At 66.2% G+C, this 18,624-nt stretch carries 9 protein-coding genes; 4 read left to right on the top strand and 5 right to left on the bottom strand.

Going from position 1 to position 18,624, the window contains the following annotated elements; all coding sequences use genetic code 11:
• Positions 1-7: 7 nt before the first annotated feature.
• From QW845_RS27130 to QW845_RS27115, 4 genes are all read left to right on the top strand, one after another.
• Positions 8-3,304: a hypothetical protein gene (locus QW845_RS27130; RefSeq protein ID WP_315804584.1), complete on the top strand. Its 3,297-nt coding sequence runs from the start codon at positions 8-10 to the stop codon at positions 3,302-3,304.
• 37 nt (positions 3,305-3,341) lie between these two features.
• Positions 3,342-9,011 carry a hypothetical protein gene (locus QW845_RS27125; RefSeq protein ID WP_315804583.1) on the top strand — a complete coding sequence of 1,890 codons (5,670 nt, stop codon included), beginning with the start codon at positions 3,342-3,344 and terminating at the stop codon, positions 9,009-9,011.
• On the top strand, positions 9,004-10,887 hold the full coding sequence (locus QW845_RS27120; protein ID WP_315804582.1) for a hypothetical protein: 1,884 nt from the start codon (positions 9,004-9,006) through the stop codon (positions 10,885-10,887). Before QW845_RS27125 ends, QW845_RS27120 begins: the two co-directional genes overlap by 8 nt.
• Positions 10,888-11,759: 872 nt before the next feature.
• Positions 11,760-14,864, top strand: coding sequence for a DEAD/DEAH box helicase (locus QW845_RS27115; RefSeq protein WP_315804581.1), 3,105 nt, complete (start codon positions 11,760-11,762; stop codon positions 14,862-14,864).
• A 301-nt stretch (positions 14,865-15,165) separates the two neighbouring features.
• Here QW845_RS27115 and QW845_RS27110 read toward each other — a convergent pair whose 3' ends face one another.
• Genes QW845_RS27110 through QW845_RS27090 form a run of 5 tightly spaced genes read right to left on the bottom strand, consistent with a single transcriptional unit; the run spans position 15,166 to position 18,616 of the window.
• Complete coding sequence (locus QW845_RS27110; protein ID WP_315804580.1) at positions 15,166-15,663, bottom strand: 2Fe-2S iron-sulfur cluster binding domain-containing protein; 498 nt, start codon at positions 15,661-15,663, stop codon at positions 15,166-15,168.
• A gap of 21 nt (positions 15,664-15,684) precedes the next feature.
• Entirely contained in the window at positions 15,685-16,215 is a 531-nt protein-coding gene (locus QW845_RS27105) for a luciferase family protein (RefSeq protein ID WP_315804579.1), read from the bottom strand.
• Between the two features lie 7 nt (positions 16,216-16,222).
• Entirely contained in the window at positions 16,223-17,212 is a 990-nt protein-coding gene (locus tag QW845_RS27100) for a 2Fe-2S iron-sulfur cluster binding domain-containing protein (protein WP_315804578.1), read from the bottom strand.
• 57 nt (positions 17,213-17,269) lie between these two features.
• A complete protein-coding gene (locus QW845_RS27095) occupies positions 17,270-18,295 on the bottom strand; it encodes a toluene hydroxylase (RefSeq protein ID WP_315804577.1) in 1,026 nt (341 codons plus the stop codon).
• A 21-nt stretch (positions 18,296-18,316) separates the two neighbouring features.
• On the bottom strand, positions 18,317-18,616 hold the full coding sequence (locus tag QW845_RS27090) for an MmoB/DmpM family protein (protein WP_315716254.1): 300 nt from the start codon (positions 18,614-18,616) through the stop codon (positions 18,317-18,319).
• Between the last annotated feature and the right edge of the window lie 8 nt (positions 18,617-18,624).

Genomic DNA, 18,624 nt, shown 5'->3' with positions numbered 1-18,624 from the left:
GGGCGGGATGAGCGACACGATCGGCACCTATTCCTTCCTGCCCTGGCTGCGGCTCGGCGTGGCGAACAACATCACCGCGGCCGACAACGACAACGCGGTGGCGCTGCGCGCGACGATCAAGGTCGACTTGTCGCTGGCCGGGCGGCCGGTCCAGGGCGACACGGATCTGACGGCGACGATTTCGCGCGACGTCGCGCTCTATGGTCCCGGCGACATCGTCGGCATCGATCCGAAGGCGGTGGTGAAGGTGGAGCCGCGCGACTGGATCACCAATTTCGAGCCGAACTACCTGCCCTTCGTTGAGTTCTATGACGAGGATTTTCCGTGGCGCTACACGCCGGCGGCGCCGGACGAGTCGCGCCACCGGCTGCGCCCGTGGCTCGCACTCTTGGTGCTCGAGGTGGAGGAGTTCAAGGAAGTCGCGGTGTCGTCGGCGCGGCCGCTGCCGGCGATCGAGGTGACGGGCGATCCGGCCTCGGTGTTTCCGCCCGCCGACCAGCTTTGGGCCTGGGCGCACGTCCACGTCAATCGCGACCTGATCCAGCAGGACGGCGTGGTGGAATCGACCAATGCCGACCAGGCGAGGGCGCGACTGGAGAGCCTGCTGGCCAGCAATCCGGACTACGCCTATTCGCGCGTCCTGTCGCCGCGTCAGTTGAAGCCGAATACGTCCTACCATGCGTTCGTGGTGCCGACCTTCGAGAGCGGCCGTCTCGCCGGCCTCGGAATCGCGCCGGTGGCGAATCCCGCGCTCTTCGCCACCCTGTCGGCCTGGGCGGACTATACCGACCGGCCGTTCCCGACGCTGCATCCGGTGTACAAGCGGTGGTACTTCAAGACCGGGACGGTGGGCGATTTCGAGTACCTCGTCCGCCTGCTGAAGCCGCGTCCGCCGGACTCGCGGCTCGGCCGCCGCGACATGGACACGCAGACGCCGGGTTCCGGGATGCCGCCCATCGCGGTCGCCGGGCTTCACGGGGTGCTGCGGCTCGGCGGCGCGCTCAAGGTGCCGGACGAGGCGCTGACCGGTGCGCAGGAGGCAGAAGCTGCGGCCTATGAGGGCTGGGATGAACCCTACGCGCACGAATTCGAGAAGGCGCTGGCGGGCTTCGTCAACCTGACCGACGACTATGCCCGCGAAGGCGCGCCCGACCCGGTGATCACGCCGCCGCTGTACGGCCGCTGGCACGCGCTCACCGAACGGCTGCTTGAGGAGGCGGATGGCAGCGACGCGCCGCAGCCGCGCAACTGGGTGCACGAGCTCAATCTGGACCCGCGGTTTCGCGTTCCCGCCGCGTTCGGCACGGAAGTCGTGCAGAAGAACCAGGAGGCCTATATGGACGCCGCCTGGGACCAGGTCGGCGACATCCTCGCGGCGAACCGGCGGATCAGGCTGGCGCAATTCGCCAAGGCGGCGGCCGCGATCTGGCATGCGCGCCATCTCGGGCCGCTGAAAGATCTCAGCGCGGAGCGCGGGCTCACGATGATGGCGCCGGTGCAGCGCCGGGTGATCGCCGACGGCTTCACGCTGCGCCATCGGCTCAAGGAAAGCACGGTGCCCCGCGCGGCGCTGTCTGCGCCGTTCCGGCGCGCGCTCCGGCCGCGCGACCAGGTCGCGGCGACGCTCGGCTTCGACTCGCCGAAAGGCGCCGAAGAGCTGCTGGAGAAGATCAATCGCGGCGAGGTCAGCGCGGCGCCGCCGCGGGTCACCCCGGAAGCCTTGCCGGCGGTGGAGGATGTCGCCGCGCAACTTCAGCCGAAGTCGCTGCCCGCGGAGCTGACCGACTGGCTCGCCAAGCACCGCTGGGCGAAGTGGGTATTGCTGGTCGTTCTGCTGCTGCTCGCCGTGCTGCTGCTGGCCGTCGCCATTCCGTTCGCGATCGTGGTCGCGGCAGCGGCGCTGGCGCTGTTCGGATGGCTGGTGCGGCTCGAGAAGCAGGCCGGCATCGCGACCGGCGTGTTGCCGCAAGGGGCTTCGCCCGAGATCATCGACGCGCTGCCGGGCTTTCCGTCGTTCACCATCCGCGATCCTGATCCCGCCGCGCCTGAGCCGGTCGGGGGCGCTTCGTCCGCCGACAGCCCGGAGGCGGCGCGCTTCAAACTGGCCCTCAAGGACCTCAACCGGCTGCTCACAGTCAGCGCCGATCTCGGCAAGCCGCCGTTGCGCAAGCCGATCGACATCGCCGCGCTCGGAGCGTCGACCTTCGCTGCGATTGATCCCGACAAGACGGTGCCCGCCTTCACCTTCTCCTCGATCACCATTCCGCCGCGAGTGCTGGCCATCAACGGGATCGCGACGCTGCTGCAGCCGGAAGTGTTCAAGCCGGTGATGGCATATCCGGAAATCGACCTGCCGATGTACAAGCCGCTTCTCGGCCTGTCCGACGAGCACTTCCTGCCGAACATCGACAAGATTCCGCAGAACACGATCACGCTGCTCGAGACCAATCAGCGTTTCATCGAGGCCTACATGGTCGGCCTCAACCATGAATTCGCCCGCGAGCTGCTGTGGCGCGAATATCCCACTGACCAGCGCGGCAGCTGCTTCCGCCAGTTCTGGGACCCGAGCGGCGTGATCGACCGGGAGGGCCTGTCGAAGGACGAGCTGCGCGAAAAGCTCCGCGATATTCCGCCGCTCCACACCTGGTCGCTGTTCTCCAAGCTCGGCGATCACGACCATCGCGAGAAGCCGGGCGAGAACGAGGAGGAAGTCGTCCTCGTCATCCGGGGCGAGCTGCTGAAGAAATATCCGACCGCGGTGATCTACGCCCAGAAGGCGCGCTGGCAGCGCGACGACGGCGGCGCGATCAATCCCCGCGTCGAGCGGGTGCTGGAGACCGACGGTCCGGTGGAGGATCGCCTGCGCACACCGCTCTACGAAGCCAAGGTCGATCCCGACATCACCTTCATCGGCTTCGACCTGACCTCGAAGGAGGCGAAGGGGGGCAGCGGCCGCGGCAATTCGACGGCGCCGGGCTGGTTCTTCGTCATCAAGGAGCGGCCCGGCGAGCCGCGCTTCGGCCTCGATATTTCTCGCGATGGGCCGCTCAACGTCTGGAACGACCTCGCCTGGCCCGACGTGCTGTCCGACGCCGACAAGGGCTTCCTGCAGATCAGGCCGGGCGGGCCGACCCTCACCCTGGACGATCCGGTGGCTCCGGAGCTGCAGGAGAAGAAACAACAATACGATGAGGACAAGGCGCTCCGCTGGCATCCGGACAGCAACTCCGCGGAGCTCGCCTACATCCTCTACCAGGTTCCCGTGCTGGTCGCGGTGCACGGCAGCGAGATGCTGCCGAACTGATCGCGCAGCGGACACGACAGGGGGCGGCTGAAGCGAAATGTCCGAGTTCGATGATATCCGCAAGGAGCTGGAAGCGTCGCGCGCCGCGGCCGATGCGACGTCGCGCGAAATCGGCCGGCTTCGCCACACCCGCGCGCGGCTGATCCGCGACCGCGCACGGGCCGAGCGCGTCAGCAAGGGCGCCGACGATCCGGCGCTGGCGGCGATCGACAAGGAGATCAAGGCGGCGGCCTCCGAGATCGAGCGGCTGGGCGGTGCGCTGAGGGCGGCGAAGGACGAAGTGGTCCGCAATATCGGGCTGTTCGCGAACTTCACCGATCCCCGCCGCAACATCGGCCTGCTGTCCGATCAGACGCCGATCCTGCTGATGCCGCTGCGAATCGAAACGCGCTTCAAGCAGGCGGCGGCATTCGGCGGCGACCGCGACGAGCTGTGGGTCCGGGTCTATCCGGACGACATCGCCGTCGACAGCTTCGAGGAGGCGTTGTCGGAAGACGAAGTGAAGCGCGCCCAGGCCTATTGGGCCGACGTCTGGCGGGCGAACCACGACCCCGCCGGGGAGCGGGCCGCCTGGCGAACGCTGCTGAGCGGACAGGGCTCGGGGCGGTCCTACTACGTGATCCAGACTCATCGCCCGCTCAACGAGGCGGCGCGACCGGCCAAAGTGGAAGGCGTGCCGACCGTGATCCTGACGGTGGTGACCAGCGCGCCGCTCGTCGATCCCGAGCGAGGTGCGGTCAGCACGTTCTGGACGGCACTGTGGCGCGCGGGCACCGATGCGGCCGCGCAGGCGGACGCGATCGCCGCGCTCGACAGCGCGCTCGGCGCCGAGCGCGCCGCGGCGGTCCGTGAGGCGTACCGGCCGCGGAATCTCGCCGACGCGCCGCCCGAGGGCGCGGACCGCGCGACCACCACGGTCATCGCCGCGTATCTGGAGTTTCCCGCCGCGGACGCCACGCCGATGCGCGAGACCGGCTGGTCGCAGCCGGCGACCGCCCGGACCTTGCCTGATCGCCTCGTCCTGCTCGGCTACAACAACGGAACGCTCGAGCTCGAGCAACTTGGAAAACCGATTCCGTCGCCGCTGCCGGTCACGCCGTCGCCGACCGGAACGGACGACGCATCGGTCGCGGGCGACGGCGACGACATCACGTTCGGGCCGGAACTCGAATGGGTGCGCAACTTCGACCGCGCCGTCGAGATCGGCATGGGATTCCGGGTGCCGCTAACGCCGGCCGCCTTCCGCCGTGGCTTCGATCAGTTGATGGTGCTCGGTGTGCGGCTCGGGGCCGATGCAGACGCCGGCCGGGTCGCGCTGGAGCAGTTGTTCGTCCATCATCATCAGTCGAAGGCGGGGTTCTCGATCCTGCCGCAGGGCCAGCCGACCAACAACGTCGAGGGCGAGGGCGCCGCCTACAGCTGGCGCGAGGATTCCGACGTCAGCTTCGATCACTACTTCGGCACTCCGCCCCTGGACCCCGACGGATGGTTCGAGCGGACAGACGGACGCTGCCTCGCCGCCACGCTCGGTCTCGATCCGGCCGCGCTGGCGGCGATCCCCTTCTACCATCGCCACGACGTCAACGACGCCCGCGCCATGAACACGGCGCTGTGGCCGGCTACGCTCGGCTACTTCATGGAGAGCATGCTTCATCCGATCTTCGACGATTCGACGGTTGAGCGGACCCGCGACTTCTTCGTCCGGCACGTGTCGGCGCGCGGGCCGATGCCTACGATCCGCGTCCGTCGTCAGCCCTACGGCATCCTGCCGGCGACGCCGCGCTCGCGCATCCAATGGATCTTCGCCGGGTCGAACGTCGCGGTCGGGGCCGCGCGCGCACCGGACGATCCGGAATTGCGGTTCCTGATGCGGTTGTATCAACTGCTGCGCAAGGTCGAGGCCGATCTGGAGCCGCTGATGTCGCGGGTGTCCTACATCGGCAAGCCAGGCGGCGACCGTCATCAGATACTGCTCGATGTCCTCGGCCTGCACGCCGGATCGGTGGAATTCCAGCAGCGCTTCGCCGAAAGCTTCAAGGAACTGTACAACCGCCTCGCGATGCAGGGGGCGGGCGGCGCCTTGGTCGCGCTCCTGCTCGCCGCAGGCTATGTCGGAAGCGGGCTCGATCTGCTGAAGCAGCTCGGCTACACGCCGCCCGAGGGAATCGAGGTGCCGGACATCCTTGAGAAACTCTTTCTCAAGGCGCCCAACCAGCTCAAGGGCCCGCTGATCGACGACCGTCCGTTGTCGGAGACCGAGCAGATCCGCGCCTACACCGCCGGCGGCGACAACTACATCGGCTGGCTGATCAAGGCTGCGGCGACCTCCCACGACGCGCTGCGGCTGCAGCAGGGCTTCACCCAGCGCCCGAATGCGCTGCTGTATCTCATGCTGCATCACGCGCTCGACCTGAGCTTCGTCGAGACCAGCATCCGTCTGTTCTTCAATGCCGGGCTGATCGGCGAGACCGAGCTGAAGGCGGCGCGGCGCGAGCCGAAGTTCTTCCAGGTCGAGGAGGCGAGCCTCGCCGTGCCGGCCGCGGCCGGCGGCAGCCGCTGGCGCTACCTCCACCGCAGCGACGCCGCCGTCACCGGAACGGGACTGAGGACGGTCGGCGAGTTCATCCCGACGGTGCTGACCTCGATGGTCGCCACCGCGTATCTCAAGCGCCAGCTCGATGCGCTCGAACGGCTGAAGAGGTCGCCGACGGCGGTTCTGGAACGAGTGTTCGCCGAGCATCTCGACCTCTGCACCTACCGGTTCGACGCCTGGTACGGCGGCATCATGAGCCGCCAACTGGAGCGGATGCGCTATCCGAACGGTGCCGGCCGGGGGACCGCCCAGCCGGGCGCACCGGCCGGCGAGGCGAAGAGGGGAATCTATCTCGGCGCCTATGGCTGGCTCGAGAACGTCAAGCCGGAGTTCAAGAAGCTGACGGCCGTCGAACTGCCGGCAAACCTCGCGGCGATCTTTGCCGATCCCGACGCGCCGCCGCTGATGCGCGACCGCAGCAACCAGGGCTACATCCACGCGCCGTCGCTGAACCAAGCGGTGACCGCCGCGGTGCTGCGCAACGGCTATCTGTCCAACGCCACGCCCGACAATCCGGGCAGCCTCGCTGTCAATCTCAGCTCGGAACGGGTCCGCATCGCGCTATCGATCATTGAGGGAATGAAGGGCGAGCAGAGCCTCGGCGCGTTGCTCGGCTACCAGTTCGAGCGCGGCCTGCACGACCGCCACGACGTCGAAGTGGACGGGTTCATCTACGACCTCCGCAAGGTGTTCCCGCTGGTCGGCGACCGGCTGACTCCGACGCGTACCGGTCGGCTCGACGCGTTCGGTCGGCGGCTGCGGATCGACCGGGTGGAGGCGCGCAACGTCATCGACGGCCTGGCCTTGGTCGAGCACATCAAGACCAGCGGCGTGAGCAGCTATCCGTTCGGCCACGATGCCGACCTGCCGGCGGCGAGCCCGCAGCAGGCAGCCGCGATCACCGCCGAGGCCGCGCGGATTGCCGACATCGCCGACGCGGTCGCCGACCTCGCGATGGCAGAGAGCGTGCATCAGGTGGTGCAGGGCAACTACGACCGTGCCGGCGCCGTGCTCGACACCTACTCCAAGGGAAAATTCCCGGCGACCCCCGACGTGGTGCGTACGCCGCGGTCGGGGGTGACGCTGACCCACCGGGTGGCGCTGCATCTCAAGGCCGGGCTCGACCCGAACGACGGCGCGCTGACATCGCCGCGGGCGAAGGCGGAGCCTGCGCTCAACGCCTGGCTCGCGGGCATTCTGCCGCCGCCGGCAGCGGTCGCCTGCTCGGTGACGGTCACCGACCCGCTCGATCTTTCCGCCGTCAACTACAACGTGACGCAGGCCGATCTCGGCCTGCTGCCGATCGACCTGCTGTATCTGCTCGATCCGGACAACGATCCAGCCGCCAAGGCGCTCGACGATCTGATCGAAGCGCATGTGATCGCCGCTCATACGCCTCGCCCGGACGCCATGCTGACGATCGCCTACCGCGAGAGGATCGCGGCGATCGCCGGGCATGTGCCGCTGTTCGAGCTGTCGGCGTTGATGCGGCATCTCAGAAGCCTGCTGCTGCGCTCGCGTCCGCTCAAGGCGAGCGACATGGCGATGGCCGGCGAGGCGAACGAGGCGGTCGATCTCGACGCGGCGCTCGCACGCGAGCGGGCGACGCTGCCGCGCGTCCTGCTCGTCGGGGGGCTTGCGGATCTCGACACCTTCCGTACGGCGCTGCAGGCCCGCCTGGACGCCAAGCAGGAGGCGCAGATCGCGACGGAGATCGAGCTGACGATCACCGGCTTCGTGTCGGTGATGCAGGGTCTCGGTCCGTTCGCGCCGTTGCAGACCGGTACCGGTGCCGTCTACGCCGACCGGCGGCGGATCTTCTCCCAGTTGCATGCCGCACTCGCCGGCTACATCGCTCGATGGACCCGGCAACTCGCCGAGTTCGACGCACGCATGGCCGCTTACGACGCTGATCCGGGCGCGCCGGACGCGGCGAAGTTCCTGGCGCTGCGGGTGGCCGAAAAGCTGATCGCGACCACGGCGACCGACCCTCTACCGGCGCAACCGGACGATTTCCGCGACGATCTCATGAGCGGCAAGCGCGCCGCCTTCGTCGGACAGCGCGCCGCTCTGATCACGCTTTACGACAATGCGTCCGACCTCGCCGCCCTGCACGACGGCATCGAAGCCTCGAAGGCTGCGAACGCCGCGTTCGACGCCGCGGTGATCGACATCGCAGCCCAGCGCGCGGCGATCGTCGACCTCGCAGAGGACATGGCGAAGCGCACCGCCGCGCTCGCGCTCGAGCTGACGACGCGGCTGCCGGCGATCCAGGCCCGGCTCGATCAATACGATGCCGCGGCGGAGGCGAAGAACAAGATCGAGGCGTTGACCGCGGCGGCGAAGCTGCTGTTCGGCGACGATTTCAAGATCGTGCCGGATTTCGGCCTGCCAGCGGCGCTGGCCGGTGAATGGAGCAACGCCTGGGGCGCGGGCGCGCAGGCGGACGAGACCATTCTCGGGTTCGTCAAGACGACGATCGGACGCCGCTTTCCGCTCGACGACTGGTTCACGGGTGTCGCGCGGGTGCGGTCGAAGCTGCACGATCTGGAAGCCTCGCAGCATCTCGCCGAGGCGTTCACGGGGGCGGGCGTCGCGCTGCAGGCGCTGCAATTTCCGCATCGCCCCGAGTTGCCGTGGCTCGGACTCGAATTCCCGGAGACCGATGCCGACGGAAAGCCGTTCGTGATCGATGAGGACAAGCTGCTCTATACCGCGCATTTCGCCGAAAGCTTCGATCCGGCGCGGCGGCAACTCGGGCTGTTGCTCGACGAGTGGACCGAAGTGATCCCGCGCCCGACCGAAGATACCGGGCTGGCGTTCCACTTCGACCGGCCAAACGCCGAACCGCCGCAGACCCTGCTGCTGGCGCTGCCGCCGAAATTTGTCGGCGCGTGGCAGTGGCAGGATCTCGTCGACACGGTGCGCGAGACGATGGACCTCGCCAAGAAGCGCGCGATCGAGCCCGACCACGTCGACACCACCGCCTATGCCCGCTTCCTGCCGGCGCTGGTGTCCGCCGTGACCTTCCATCCGATCACGGCCTCGCTCAACCTCGCCTTCAACAACAACCTCGCCGCGGTCCTGGCCGAGACGGAGACGGGCAATGGCTGACTATGTCGCGGTTCAGAACCTCTCCGCCGTGTTCTCCGGCAAGGTGAAGCTGCCCACCATCACGTTGTGGAACAGGCTCGAGGGCCGCCCACGCACGCACGATTTCGACCGCGCGCTCAAGGCCGAGGTTCGTGATCCGCTGTGGCTGCTGACGAAGCAGTGGCAGATGGGCGAGTTTCAGGGCGACGACGCCGGCTCGCCGGTCGTCGCCAAGGTGCACATCGAGACCACCGAACTGACGAAATACCGCGCGGCCGGCAATCCGCCCGAAGCGTTCGCCGACGACGTGCCGCTCGAAGCCAAGGTCGAGCGGCGGCCGATCCCGTTCCGTCTCGCCGGCCAGAAGATGGCGTTCGATCTCCGCATCGCCCTGGGCCGACGCTGGCTGAAGCTCGTCGCCGGCATCGAGCCGGGGCTTGCCCAGCAATTCATCGCGGCGCTGCCGCTCGCCATGCCAGATCCGGCGCTCAAGGCCGATGCGCCGGTCGCCGCCCATCGCGAAGCCTGGCAGACGATGGCGGCGCTCGCCGGCAGGTCGATGGACGGCTACGACCTCGTCGAGCATCTGATGGCCGCGCCCGGCAATCACGCGCACGACCTCGTCGCGCTCGGCAACCCGGCCAGCACTGCTGCGATCGAGACGGCGGAGGCGGAATTCCTGGCGTGGTACCGGGAGGCGTTCTACCAGCCCGCCGCGGGTGCGGCCGATGCCTGGCTGCCCGATCGCCTCGAATACGCCTTTGCAGCGTCGGCGCCCAAGGCGGGCGGCGAGAAGCTCGTGGTCGCCGACGAATACTTCCAGGGGCATCTCGACTGGTACAATTTCGACGTCGACGCCTCCGGCGCAGGGCTCGGTGACCTGGCGGACGCGCCGCCGCCTGCCGCCATCGAGACGACCTTCACGGCGTCGTTCATCCCGGCGCCGATCCAGTTCGACGGCATGCCGAACACGCGCTGGTGGACCTTCGAGGAGGGACGAACGAATTTCGGCGACATCGATCCGGAGACGACGGACGTCAACAAGCTGCTGCTGATCGAATTCGGCCTCGTCTACGCCAACGATTGGTTCCTGATGCCGTTCACGGTGCCAGCCGGGGCGATCACCAGGGTCGCCGGCATGAGCGTGACCAACGTCTTCGGAGAGCGGATCTGGGTCGAAGCCGCGGGCAAGGGCGCGGATGAAGATTGGCAACGCTGGTCGATGTTTGCGCTGGCGACGAAGGGGAGCGACGACATTCCCGCCGATCTCAGCCTGTTCGTCGTGCCCAGCGTGCCGAAGATCCAGGAGAGCGAACCGCTGGAGTCGGTGGAACTGTTCCGCGACGAGATGGCCAACATGGTGTGGGGCGTCGAGTCGCGGGTGATGTTGGCTTCGGGCGACAGCAAGAGCGGACGCAGCGCTGCGCTCGACACCCGCCGCTATTTCCGTCGCCTGGTGGAGGAGAGCCTGCCGCCGGCCCCACTACCTGCGCCGCCGATCGAGAACGACGCCGCGATCCGCTATCGGCTGATGAGCGAGATGCCGGAGAACTGGATCCCGTTCATCCCAGTGCACATCGACAACGACAGCCGCGAGATTCAGCTGCGTCGCGCCGCGCTGCTGCGGGTCATCGACCGCGACCCGGATCCGCCGGTGCGCGTCGAACCTCGCACCGATCTGCTGCGCCACGGTCTCGACCTCCCGCAGCAGCAGGGCTACAATCTCCATGAGGAGGAGGTGCCGCGCGCGGGCATTCGTGTCACCCAGAGCTTCCAGCGCACGCGCTGGTACAACGGCCGCACTTTCGTCTGGCTCGGCATCCGCAAGGAGACCGATCGCGGCGAGCGGTCGAGCAAGCTCGCTTTCGACACGATCCTTCCGAAGCGGAAGGCATGAACGCATGAAACGTCACCGTCGAATCTGGCGTGGCGCGGCCGCCGGCGGTGGACGGGCGCGGGTCATTCCCAAGTCGGTCGTTTCTCGCGCGACGGCAGACGCTCGGTGCCCCAAGACTACGTAGTGGCCGGCGAGTCTGACTATCCGAAGGCCCATTCCCGACCTGAGCGCTTCCTTCATGACACAGCAGGAGCAACGGAGAGCGAGCACGAGGAACACCGTTCGAGGTTGAGCGCGGAGAGGTTCGCATTGATTGTGTCGAATCTGAAGCTGCTGCGTTATTGTACGTTGCGGCCCGAGCCTCTTCGGCAGAGGCCCATAGCCATAAGGACAGAGATCACGCGGCCTCGCTTACGGCATGGGGCAACTGCCGGCTCTGCTCAAACCTCGTGACAGGTAGTCCCACCGCAGGCTGTCAGCCTGGCTCGTGAGTTCTGTGCAGCGCAGTCACCAAGGCCGCGATCACGCTTATCAACGCGTTCGTACCATGGTCGTTCAAGAACGAATCTCTCTGCGTCATAGTTGAAATCACACCCCAGTCTGCCCACGTGGAGCGCGACGATGGTGCTGGTCGGTGACACCGTCGCACTTAAGGGGAGAACGGTGATCGACACTCCGAAGTTTGGATCCCTTGAAGCCGTCGAATCCGCTAAAGCTCGACAGAGATTCGCAGGCTTGCATCGCATTCGTCAATTCAGCACGAGAATTCAGTGACCACTGCTCTTCGTACGCCCCGTGGCTCAACGCCGCGCAAGAACACATCAGCAAAGCGCTCCGCGTCACCAAAGGTCGCCCTGCGGAAGAAGACATCTGTTGCGACAACAACGAAGGCTCCGATTCGGACTGGCATTTCCTCCTCGTCTCCATTGGGCATGTTGGCGCTGTATCTTACTGCGCAATGGCGTGCTTCGGGCCGAGGCGGACTTGTGTTCCTCGCCGAAAATGAGAGCCGAGCCGAGCTGTTGGGTTCGATCATCCCAGTTATCGAGCCGGCTTGTGATGTGCTCGTCTATCCCCGTTTGAACACGCTTCCGTTCGATCAGCTTGAGCCGTCACGTGATATCGCGGGTCGGCGGAGCTCCGTCTTGAGACGCCTTGCCAGGGCAAAGAAGCCGATCCTGCTGATCACGACGGTGGAGGCCATAATGGAACTCCTGCCGTTGCCTGCGAACTGGTCTCGTATCGGATTTCCACTTCGGACCGGGGCCGTCTTTTCCGAGGAAGACCTTGAGGCCCGTCTGAAAGCTCTCGGGTACGACCTGGACGACAGTCCGGATTATCCCGGTGGAGTTTTATTTCACGGCAACACCTTCGAGATATTCCCTGCCGGCGCGCTCGGACCTTTTAGGATCGAGCATTCCGGAGGGAGAATCCGGCGTATTGCAGCGATCAATCCGATAGACCAGGAGGTGATTTCCGAAGCGAAGGAGCTCCTGATTGACCCGATGTCCGAGCGGCTGGCGTTCACGGGCCGGGCGCGAAGAAGGTCCAGCCTATTGGACTATTGTGCGCGCGCCAAATGGATCGCCGACAGCACCGTGCCCAGGCACGCCGAGACCTGGTTGAGCACGATCGACGATGCGGCCGCCCGCAGTGAGCGTGACCGTGCCTATCTCAGCCGGCGCGAATGGGAGCTGGCGGCGAAGAAGATCACTGTCTTGCCGCCAACCACTCCGTATCGTGCGACGCCAGAGTTCTACAAGGCAGCCTCTCCGCGGAAGGCCCTCCGTGCATTTATCGAGGAAGCCCAGCGCGGCAGCGCACGTGTGCTCTTCGTCGCTGCGGTCGAAGCGGATTTGCGTGTGATGGCCCGGATGAGCGCGATCAAGGCCGAGTGCGTGCCCGATTGGACGCACGCGACCGCAAGGGGCAGGCAGCAGGCCGCATTGCTGGCAGGCTTCGATGCGGGCTTTGTCGTTCCTGGAAAGAAGCCGCTCGTGGTCATCACTGCTGCCGACGTGCTCGGCAGCAGGGCGCACCAGCCGCAACCGACGAACTGGGCGTGGACGCCCGGCTTCGATTCGGGAGATCTCCCCGAACTCGGATCCGTGGTCGTTCATCTGCAACGTGGACTCGCACGCCTTGGCGGCTTGCGATCCATGGGCGCGGGCGATCTTTCGGCGCGCGAGATGGTCAGGTTGGTATTCGCCGGAAACGACGCCGTTCTCGTCCCTCTCGCAGAATTGGCCCTGATCTGGCCCTACGCCGCCGAGCTCGGAGACACCTCGCTGGACAAGGCCGACGGCAGCTCGTGGCGGCCGCGGCGAACGGCTGCCGAGACGGAAATTCACGTGGTCGCAAAGGAGCTGGCCAAGCAGATGAGTCAGCGCCGGCGGCGCCCAGCTCCGAAGCTCGTGCCGCGTCCTGCTGTCTATGAGAAGTTCGTCGCGCGGTTTCCCTATTTCACCACCCCCGATCAGGCGAAGGCCATCCGCGACGTTCTGGATGATCTTGCATCGGGGCACCCGATGGACCGGATCGTCTGTGGAGACGTCGGCTTTGGCAAAACCGAGGTGGCGCTGCGAGCAGCGGCAGCCGCCGTGCTGGCCGGAAAGCAGGTCGCTATCGTCGTGCCGACGACAGTGCTGGCGCGACAGCATGTCGAAACCTTTCGAAAGCGCTTTGCGCCTCTTGGCATCGATGTTGGAAACCTGTCGCGGGTTGCCTCGACCGCCGAAGCGCGAAAGGTCAGGGAGGGCCTCAAGAGCGGAGAACTCAGGATCGTCGTCGGGACCCTCTCGCTCGCATCCAAGGAGGTGAGATTTGCCGACCTTGGTCTGATCATCATTGACGAGGAGCAGCATTTCGGCGCTGCTGAGAAAGCCATGCTGTCGGGCCTCAATAAGAACGGCCATCGGCTCTGGATGAGTGCGACACCGATCCCCCGCACACTTGCAGCGGGCTTGACGGGCTTGCGGGACCTCAGCGTGATCGCAACCCCGCCGGTCCATCGTGTTCCGGTTGCCACCAAGGTGGCACCGCTCTCGGACATAGCTATCGCCGCTGCCCTGGTTCGTGAGCACAGACGTAACGGTCAGAGTTTCGTCATTTGTCCGCGGATCCAGGATCTCGATCCCATGCTCGCCAGGATCCACGCGCTGGCGCCGGAACTACGTATCATGACCATTCACGGCAAGTTGCCAACCGACGAGATCGACGAGAGGTTGATGGGGTTCGTCGAAGGTCGTGCCGATGTACTACTTGCAACCAACATCGTGGAAAGTGGCCTCGACATCCCACGTGCAAATACCATCGTTGTGTGCTGGCCGGAAAAATTCGGCCTGGCACAATTGCATCAGCTCAGGGGGCGAGTAGGACGGGGCGGCATCCGGGCGTTTGCGCATTTCCTGACGGAAGGCGGCTCCGAACGCTCGGAAAAACGGCTTTCCGCTCTTGAGGAATTGAGTCGTCCGGGCGCTGGCTTCGCGATCAGCGCTCGCGACCTCGACCTGCGCGGTGGTGGCGACCTTCGCTCCGATCGACAATCCGGCCACACGCAGGTGTTCGGACCGACGCTTTACGGCCACCTTCTGACGCTTGCCCTGGAGGGAGACCGCGATGGAATGTCCGCGCTCTGGATCCCTGAGTTGAATCTTCCCATCCCTGAGCTGCTTCCCTCGAGCTATGTGCAATCGGAGGCGGTCAGGCTGGAGATCTACGCTCGAGCCGCTCGGTGCCGGAGTGATGACGATCTGGAGGAGCTCGAGGATGAAACGCACCGTCGATTCGGCAAGCTGCCATCCGAGGCCAGCAATTTCTTTGCTGTCGCCAAGCTCAGGGTAAGTTGCAGGCAACGGGGGATCATGCGTCTCGATGTCGGTCCGGATGCAATTGCCGCAACGATGCTCGCAGGGAGGATCAAGAAGTCACGCTCACGGTCGCTGCAGCGCGAGGGCGATCGCGTCGTCTACCCCGGGCGCAGCGATGAACCTGCTTTACGAAGGGTCGAGCAGTTCTTGGATCTGTTGGACGAATGACGAGGGATTCGTCACTCAACTTGAAGCGATGTTGTGTGCCCTCCTCGGGGGCCCCGAAATGAAAGCGATGGCGCTTCACCCTTGGCAAGGACGATTGAGAGAACCCGTGTTGCGGGACACAGAGACGATCGTTCGAGCTGTTCTGAACCGGCCGGTCGGATGCGGTGGATCGTTCAAGTTCAAAGCTGCGCTGGCGGCCGACCCAGCCCGGATCCCAACAAACGAATGAGTCAGCGACAGAACCAGCTTCACCTTTTTGCGGCTTTGGTGACCACCAGTCCTCATAATATGCAGAAGGACGCTATTTGGGTTTTGGCCCAATCAGCCCCATCTGAGCGGATGTCGCCGGCTCGTCTGTTCGAGTTCCTGTTGCTGAACGGGTGCACGCGTCGACCCGCGCGGTAGCGCGTCCGCGGCGAAACCGGAGACGTGCGCCGGGCGGATAGGCTCGCGCCAGCTGATTGTGCTCGATCCGGTGTTGCATCATGTCCCGTCGGGTCTGGCGCTCGTCGAGCATCAGGACCAGATCCGAGCACGGCTTGGTCGAACACAGCAGCAGAAAGCCGGCTTCAGCGTCCTGAGGGTAGACCGTCAGCGCATCGGAGCGGTCCACGGTGCCCGACACCAAGCGCGCGGCGCATGCGAGACACCAGCCCTGCTCGCAGATGTAGGGGGTCTCGATGCCGGCGTCGATCATGCTGTACAGCAGATATTCGTCGGATGCGGCGTCGAATGTGAACGTCCCCTCCGGACGTTCCAGCCGTATGCGAAACCGCCTGGTGCCGCCTTCATTGGTCATGGCCGAGAGCTCCGTCATCGCTCACCACCGGCTGTCGGGCAATGCGACGTCGCCGATGCGGCCGCTGGCGTAGCAGTGCGCGGCCGCGATGATCCGCGCCGCAACCGCCAGCTCGCTTCGATCGCGCGGCGCGTAGACCACGAGGCTCTGCGGTGGCACGGCGCCCGCCATGTAGCGTGCGAACGGATGCACCGTGCCCCAGCCTTTGGCCGCGACCTTCTGCGCCCATTCCGGTCGCAAGGTCAGGTGCAGCGACCCGTCGGGGCGAACGATGAGCCACACCGGCGCGAACACGAAGGCCTCCGGCTGGCCCATGGCATGGATGTCATCGAGCGCGAAGGCGCGGCCTGCGGCGTTCAGCGGCGCCGGCACCTCTTCGACCCCGGCCAGCGCGCATGTGCAGGACACGAGCTGTGCGGCGTATCCGGCGGGCGAGGTGCCGTCGAGCTGGTGGCAGGGCCATGTCGGTGCGAGCCGCGGTGCGCTGCCGGAACGTGTGGCGAGACGACGCAGTCCCGGTGCCATCGCCCAGACGGGTGCAGCACTGCGCAAGCCTGCTCTAGCCGAAGCTGTCATAATGAACCCGCGTGATCGGAACATCGACGGCGCGCAGCAGCGATCTGACCGCGTTCACCATGACCGGCGGGCCGGCGACATAGAACTCGGCCGCCGCGTGATCCAGGACTGCGCTCTGGATGACATCGGTAACGAAGCCGGCCGCATGCGGCCAGTCGGATGGCGCGTGTTCGACCACGGGCAGGTAGCGCCCCTGCGGAATGCGCGCGATCGCCGTCTCGAGCACGTCATCGGCGGCGAGATCCGCCGGTGTGCGGGCGCCGTAGATGACATCCACGGGCGATCCGAAATCGAGGCGCGCCTCCGCGGCCTCGCGCAGCATCGCCAGGATCGGCGCGATGCCGGTGCCTCCCGCCACGAACACCTTGCGTCCCTGCTGTCGACGCAGCGTGCAGGCGCCGAATGGCGCCTCGATGGTGATCTGTGCGCCCGAGGCCAAAGCGGCGAGCGCGTTGCTGCCCTTGCCGCCATCGTAGCGCTTGGCAATGAACTGCAGGACTTTGCTGCCCGGCAGGTTGCACATCGAGTAGCAGCGCCTTAGCTCTTCGCCGAGATGCAGGATCGCATACTGACCCGGCCGGAAGTCGATCGGCTCGGCCGTCTCGAAGCTGAACTGGCGGATCTCCGGCGCGAGATCGGCGACGTCGCGCAGGATCGCCTGTTGCTCGACGCATCGCGGCGCTGGCGCGGACCATTCTCCGGGACCGCGCGCGATGGTGACGTCCGAGATCGCGCGGGATTGACAGGCTAGGATACGGTTGCGTCGCGCGTCGCGCGGATTGATCGCCGGAGCGCCGGGAAAGATCGGATCGACCTGACCGTCGACGAGCGTCACCTTGCAGGCGCCGCAACTGCCCCAGCCGCATTCGTAGGCCAGCGCGATGCCCCGGCGTCGTGCTGCCTGCAGGATGGTGTCATGGTCGGCCGCGTCGATCGCGACGCCGTCGGGCTCGATGCGGAGTTGTCGGGTCATCCACGCCATCCTTCCAGTCCCGGCGGTCGGCGCAGCACGCCGACCGCGCCTGCCAGACTACAAGCCGCAATCCGCGATCAGCCTCGCCTGGGCCGTCATGGTCCGCTCCAGGATCGCCCGTGCACCGTCGGCACCGGGCGCGGTCGAAAGTGCCTCGCTGAGCCCGCGCGCGGCGCGTTCGCCGAGCGGCATCCACTTCGCGACCCACTCCCGCAGCAGAACCGCGTGCTCCGGGACCTTGCCGGTGGCGTAGCGCACCAGCGCCTTGGTGGTCTCGACCGCATAGGCTTCATCGTAGTTGCGGAAGTCGTCGTGCAGCAGCGCCAGCAGGTCGTCGTCGTTCGTGCGCGCCAGATCGGCGATCTCGCGATTGAAGACGTGATCGAAGATCGGCCGCAGCACCAGATTGCGGGACACGAACGCCTCGCCCCAATCGTAGGCGATCAGCTGCTTCTCGATCAGCTCGCGCAGGCCCTGCCATTGCGGCGCCTGCGTCCAGACGGTACGGGCAATTCCGCTGTCGGCGAGCTCCTCGCGTCCGGTGTCGAGCGCGAGCGCCTTGGCCAGATAGGCCTGGCGCTGCACCCGGCGCATCTCATTGCCCATCTGGAAGTAGAAAGTGTTGGTCACGAACGCCGACGGCGCCATCTGCGCGACATAGGCCGCGCTCATCTGCATCGCGTGTCCCGGGAAGCGCACCGGCAGATAGGCCTGGCCGAGGAAGTCGAGCCACGGTGCAGACAGCTTACGATAGATGTCCTGGCGCTCGAACTCGTCGATCAGGTTGTCGCAATACACCTCGCGGTCCTTCTGATCGCCGACGTAGCGGCGATAGGTGTAGGTGAGGGGATCGCGATAGCCCTCCCAGTCGTCCAGCGCGAATTTCGAGCCTTCGCGATTCCTGAGGTAGAACTGGTTGATCGACCAGTTCTCGGACAGCTCGAATGGCGCCGGCGCGCGGCGAAAGTGGCTGTGGAACTTGTAGGTGACGGCCTCGTATTCCGACGGCAGCCGGCGCTCGGTCCACAGGCTCCAAGTTTTCTTCTGCTTGCGCGCAGCCGGCTTCGCGGTCATTGCGGTCATGACGTGTCCTCCCGGGATTTGCTATGTGTGGATGGTCCAGACCCACTCGTCGTCCATCGATTCGAGTCGCCCGCCGAACGACACCAGGCTCGGCTCGATCTCGGCGAGCCGGAACGGCCGCCCCAGCGCCGCCTGCATGCTCTTCTGCGTCAGGCGGAAGTTGCGGTCGGCCTGGACGCGGACGTAGCCGCCGCGGTCCTCGATGACGATCTCGACGTCCGGATTGTCCTGCTCGCTCGCCGCGATCACGGCGTCGATGATGTCCTCGTCGACGCCCCTGATGACGGGGCCGACCAGTTTCGGAGCTGCTGTCGTGGTCATGGGCTTGT

It is taken from the genome of Bradyrhizobium sp. SZCCHNS3002 (assembly GCF_032377435.1).
Lineage (GTDB): Bacteria > Pseudomonadota > Alphaproteobacteria > Rhizobiales > Xanthobacteraceae > Bradyrhizobium.
The sequence above is the reverse complement of the archived record's forward strand: the minus strand, read 5'-3'. Positions and strand labels throughout refer to the sequence as shown.

Excerpts from the sequence above, each read along its gene's own strand:
- QW845_RS27130 (WP_315804584.1), top strand. The coding sequence starts at position 8 with ATGAGCGACACGATCGGCACCTATTCCTTCCTGCCCTGGCTGCGGCTC.
- QW845_RS27125 (WP_315804583.1), top strand. The coding sequence starts at position 3,342 with ATGTCCGAGTTCGATGATATCCGCAAGGAGCTGGAAGCGTCGCGCGCC.
- QW845_RS27120 (WP_315804582.1), top strand. The coding sequence starts at position 9,004 with ATGGCTGACTATGTCGCGGTTCAGAACCTCTCCGCCGTGTTCTCCGGC.
- QW845_RS27115 (WP_315804581.1), top strand. The coding sequence starts at position 11,760 with ATGTTGGCGCTGTATCTTACTGCGCAATGGCGTGCTTCGGGCCGAGGC.
- QW845_RS27110 (WP_315804580.1), bottom strand. The coding sequence starts at position 15,663 with ATGACCAATGAAGGCGGCACCAGGCGGTTTCGCATACGGCTGGAACGT.
- QW845_RS27100 (WP_315804578.1), bottom strand. The coding sequence starts at position 17,212 with ATGACCCGACAACTCCGCATCGAGCCCGACGGCGTCGCGATCGACGCG.
- QW845_RS27095 (WP_315804577.1), bottom strand. The coding sequence starts at position 18,295 with ATGACCGCAATGACCGCGAAGCCGGCTGCGCGCAAGCAGAAGAAAACT.
- QW845_RS27090 (WP_315716254.1), bottom strand. The coding sequence starts at position 18,616 with ATGACCACGACAGCAGCTCCGAAACTGGTCGGCCCCGTCATCAGGGGC.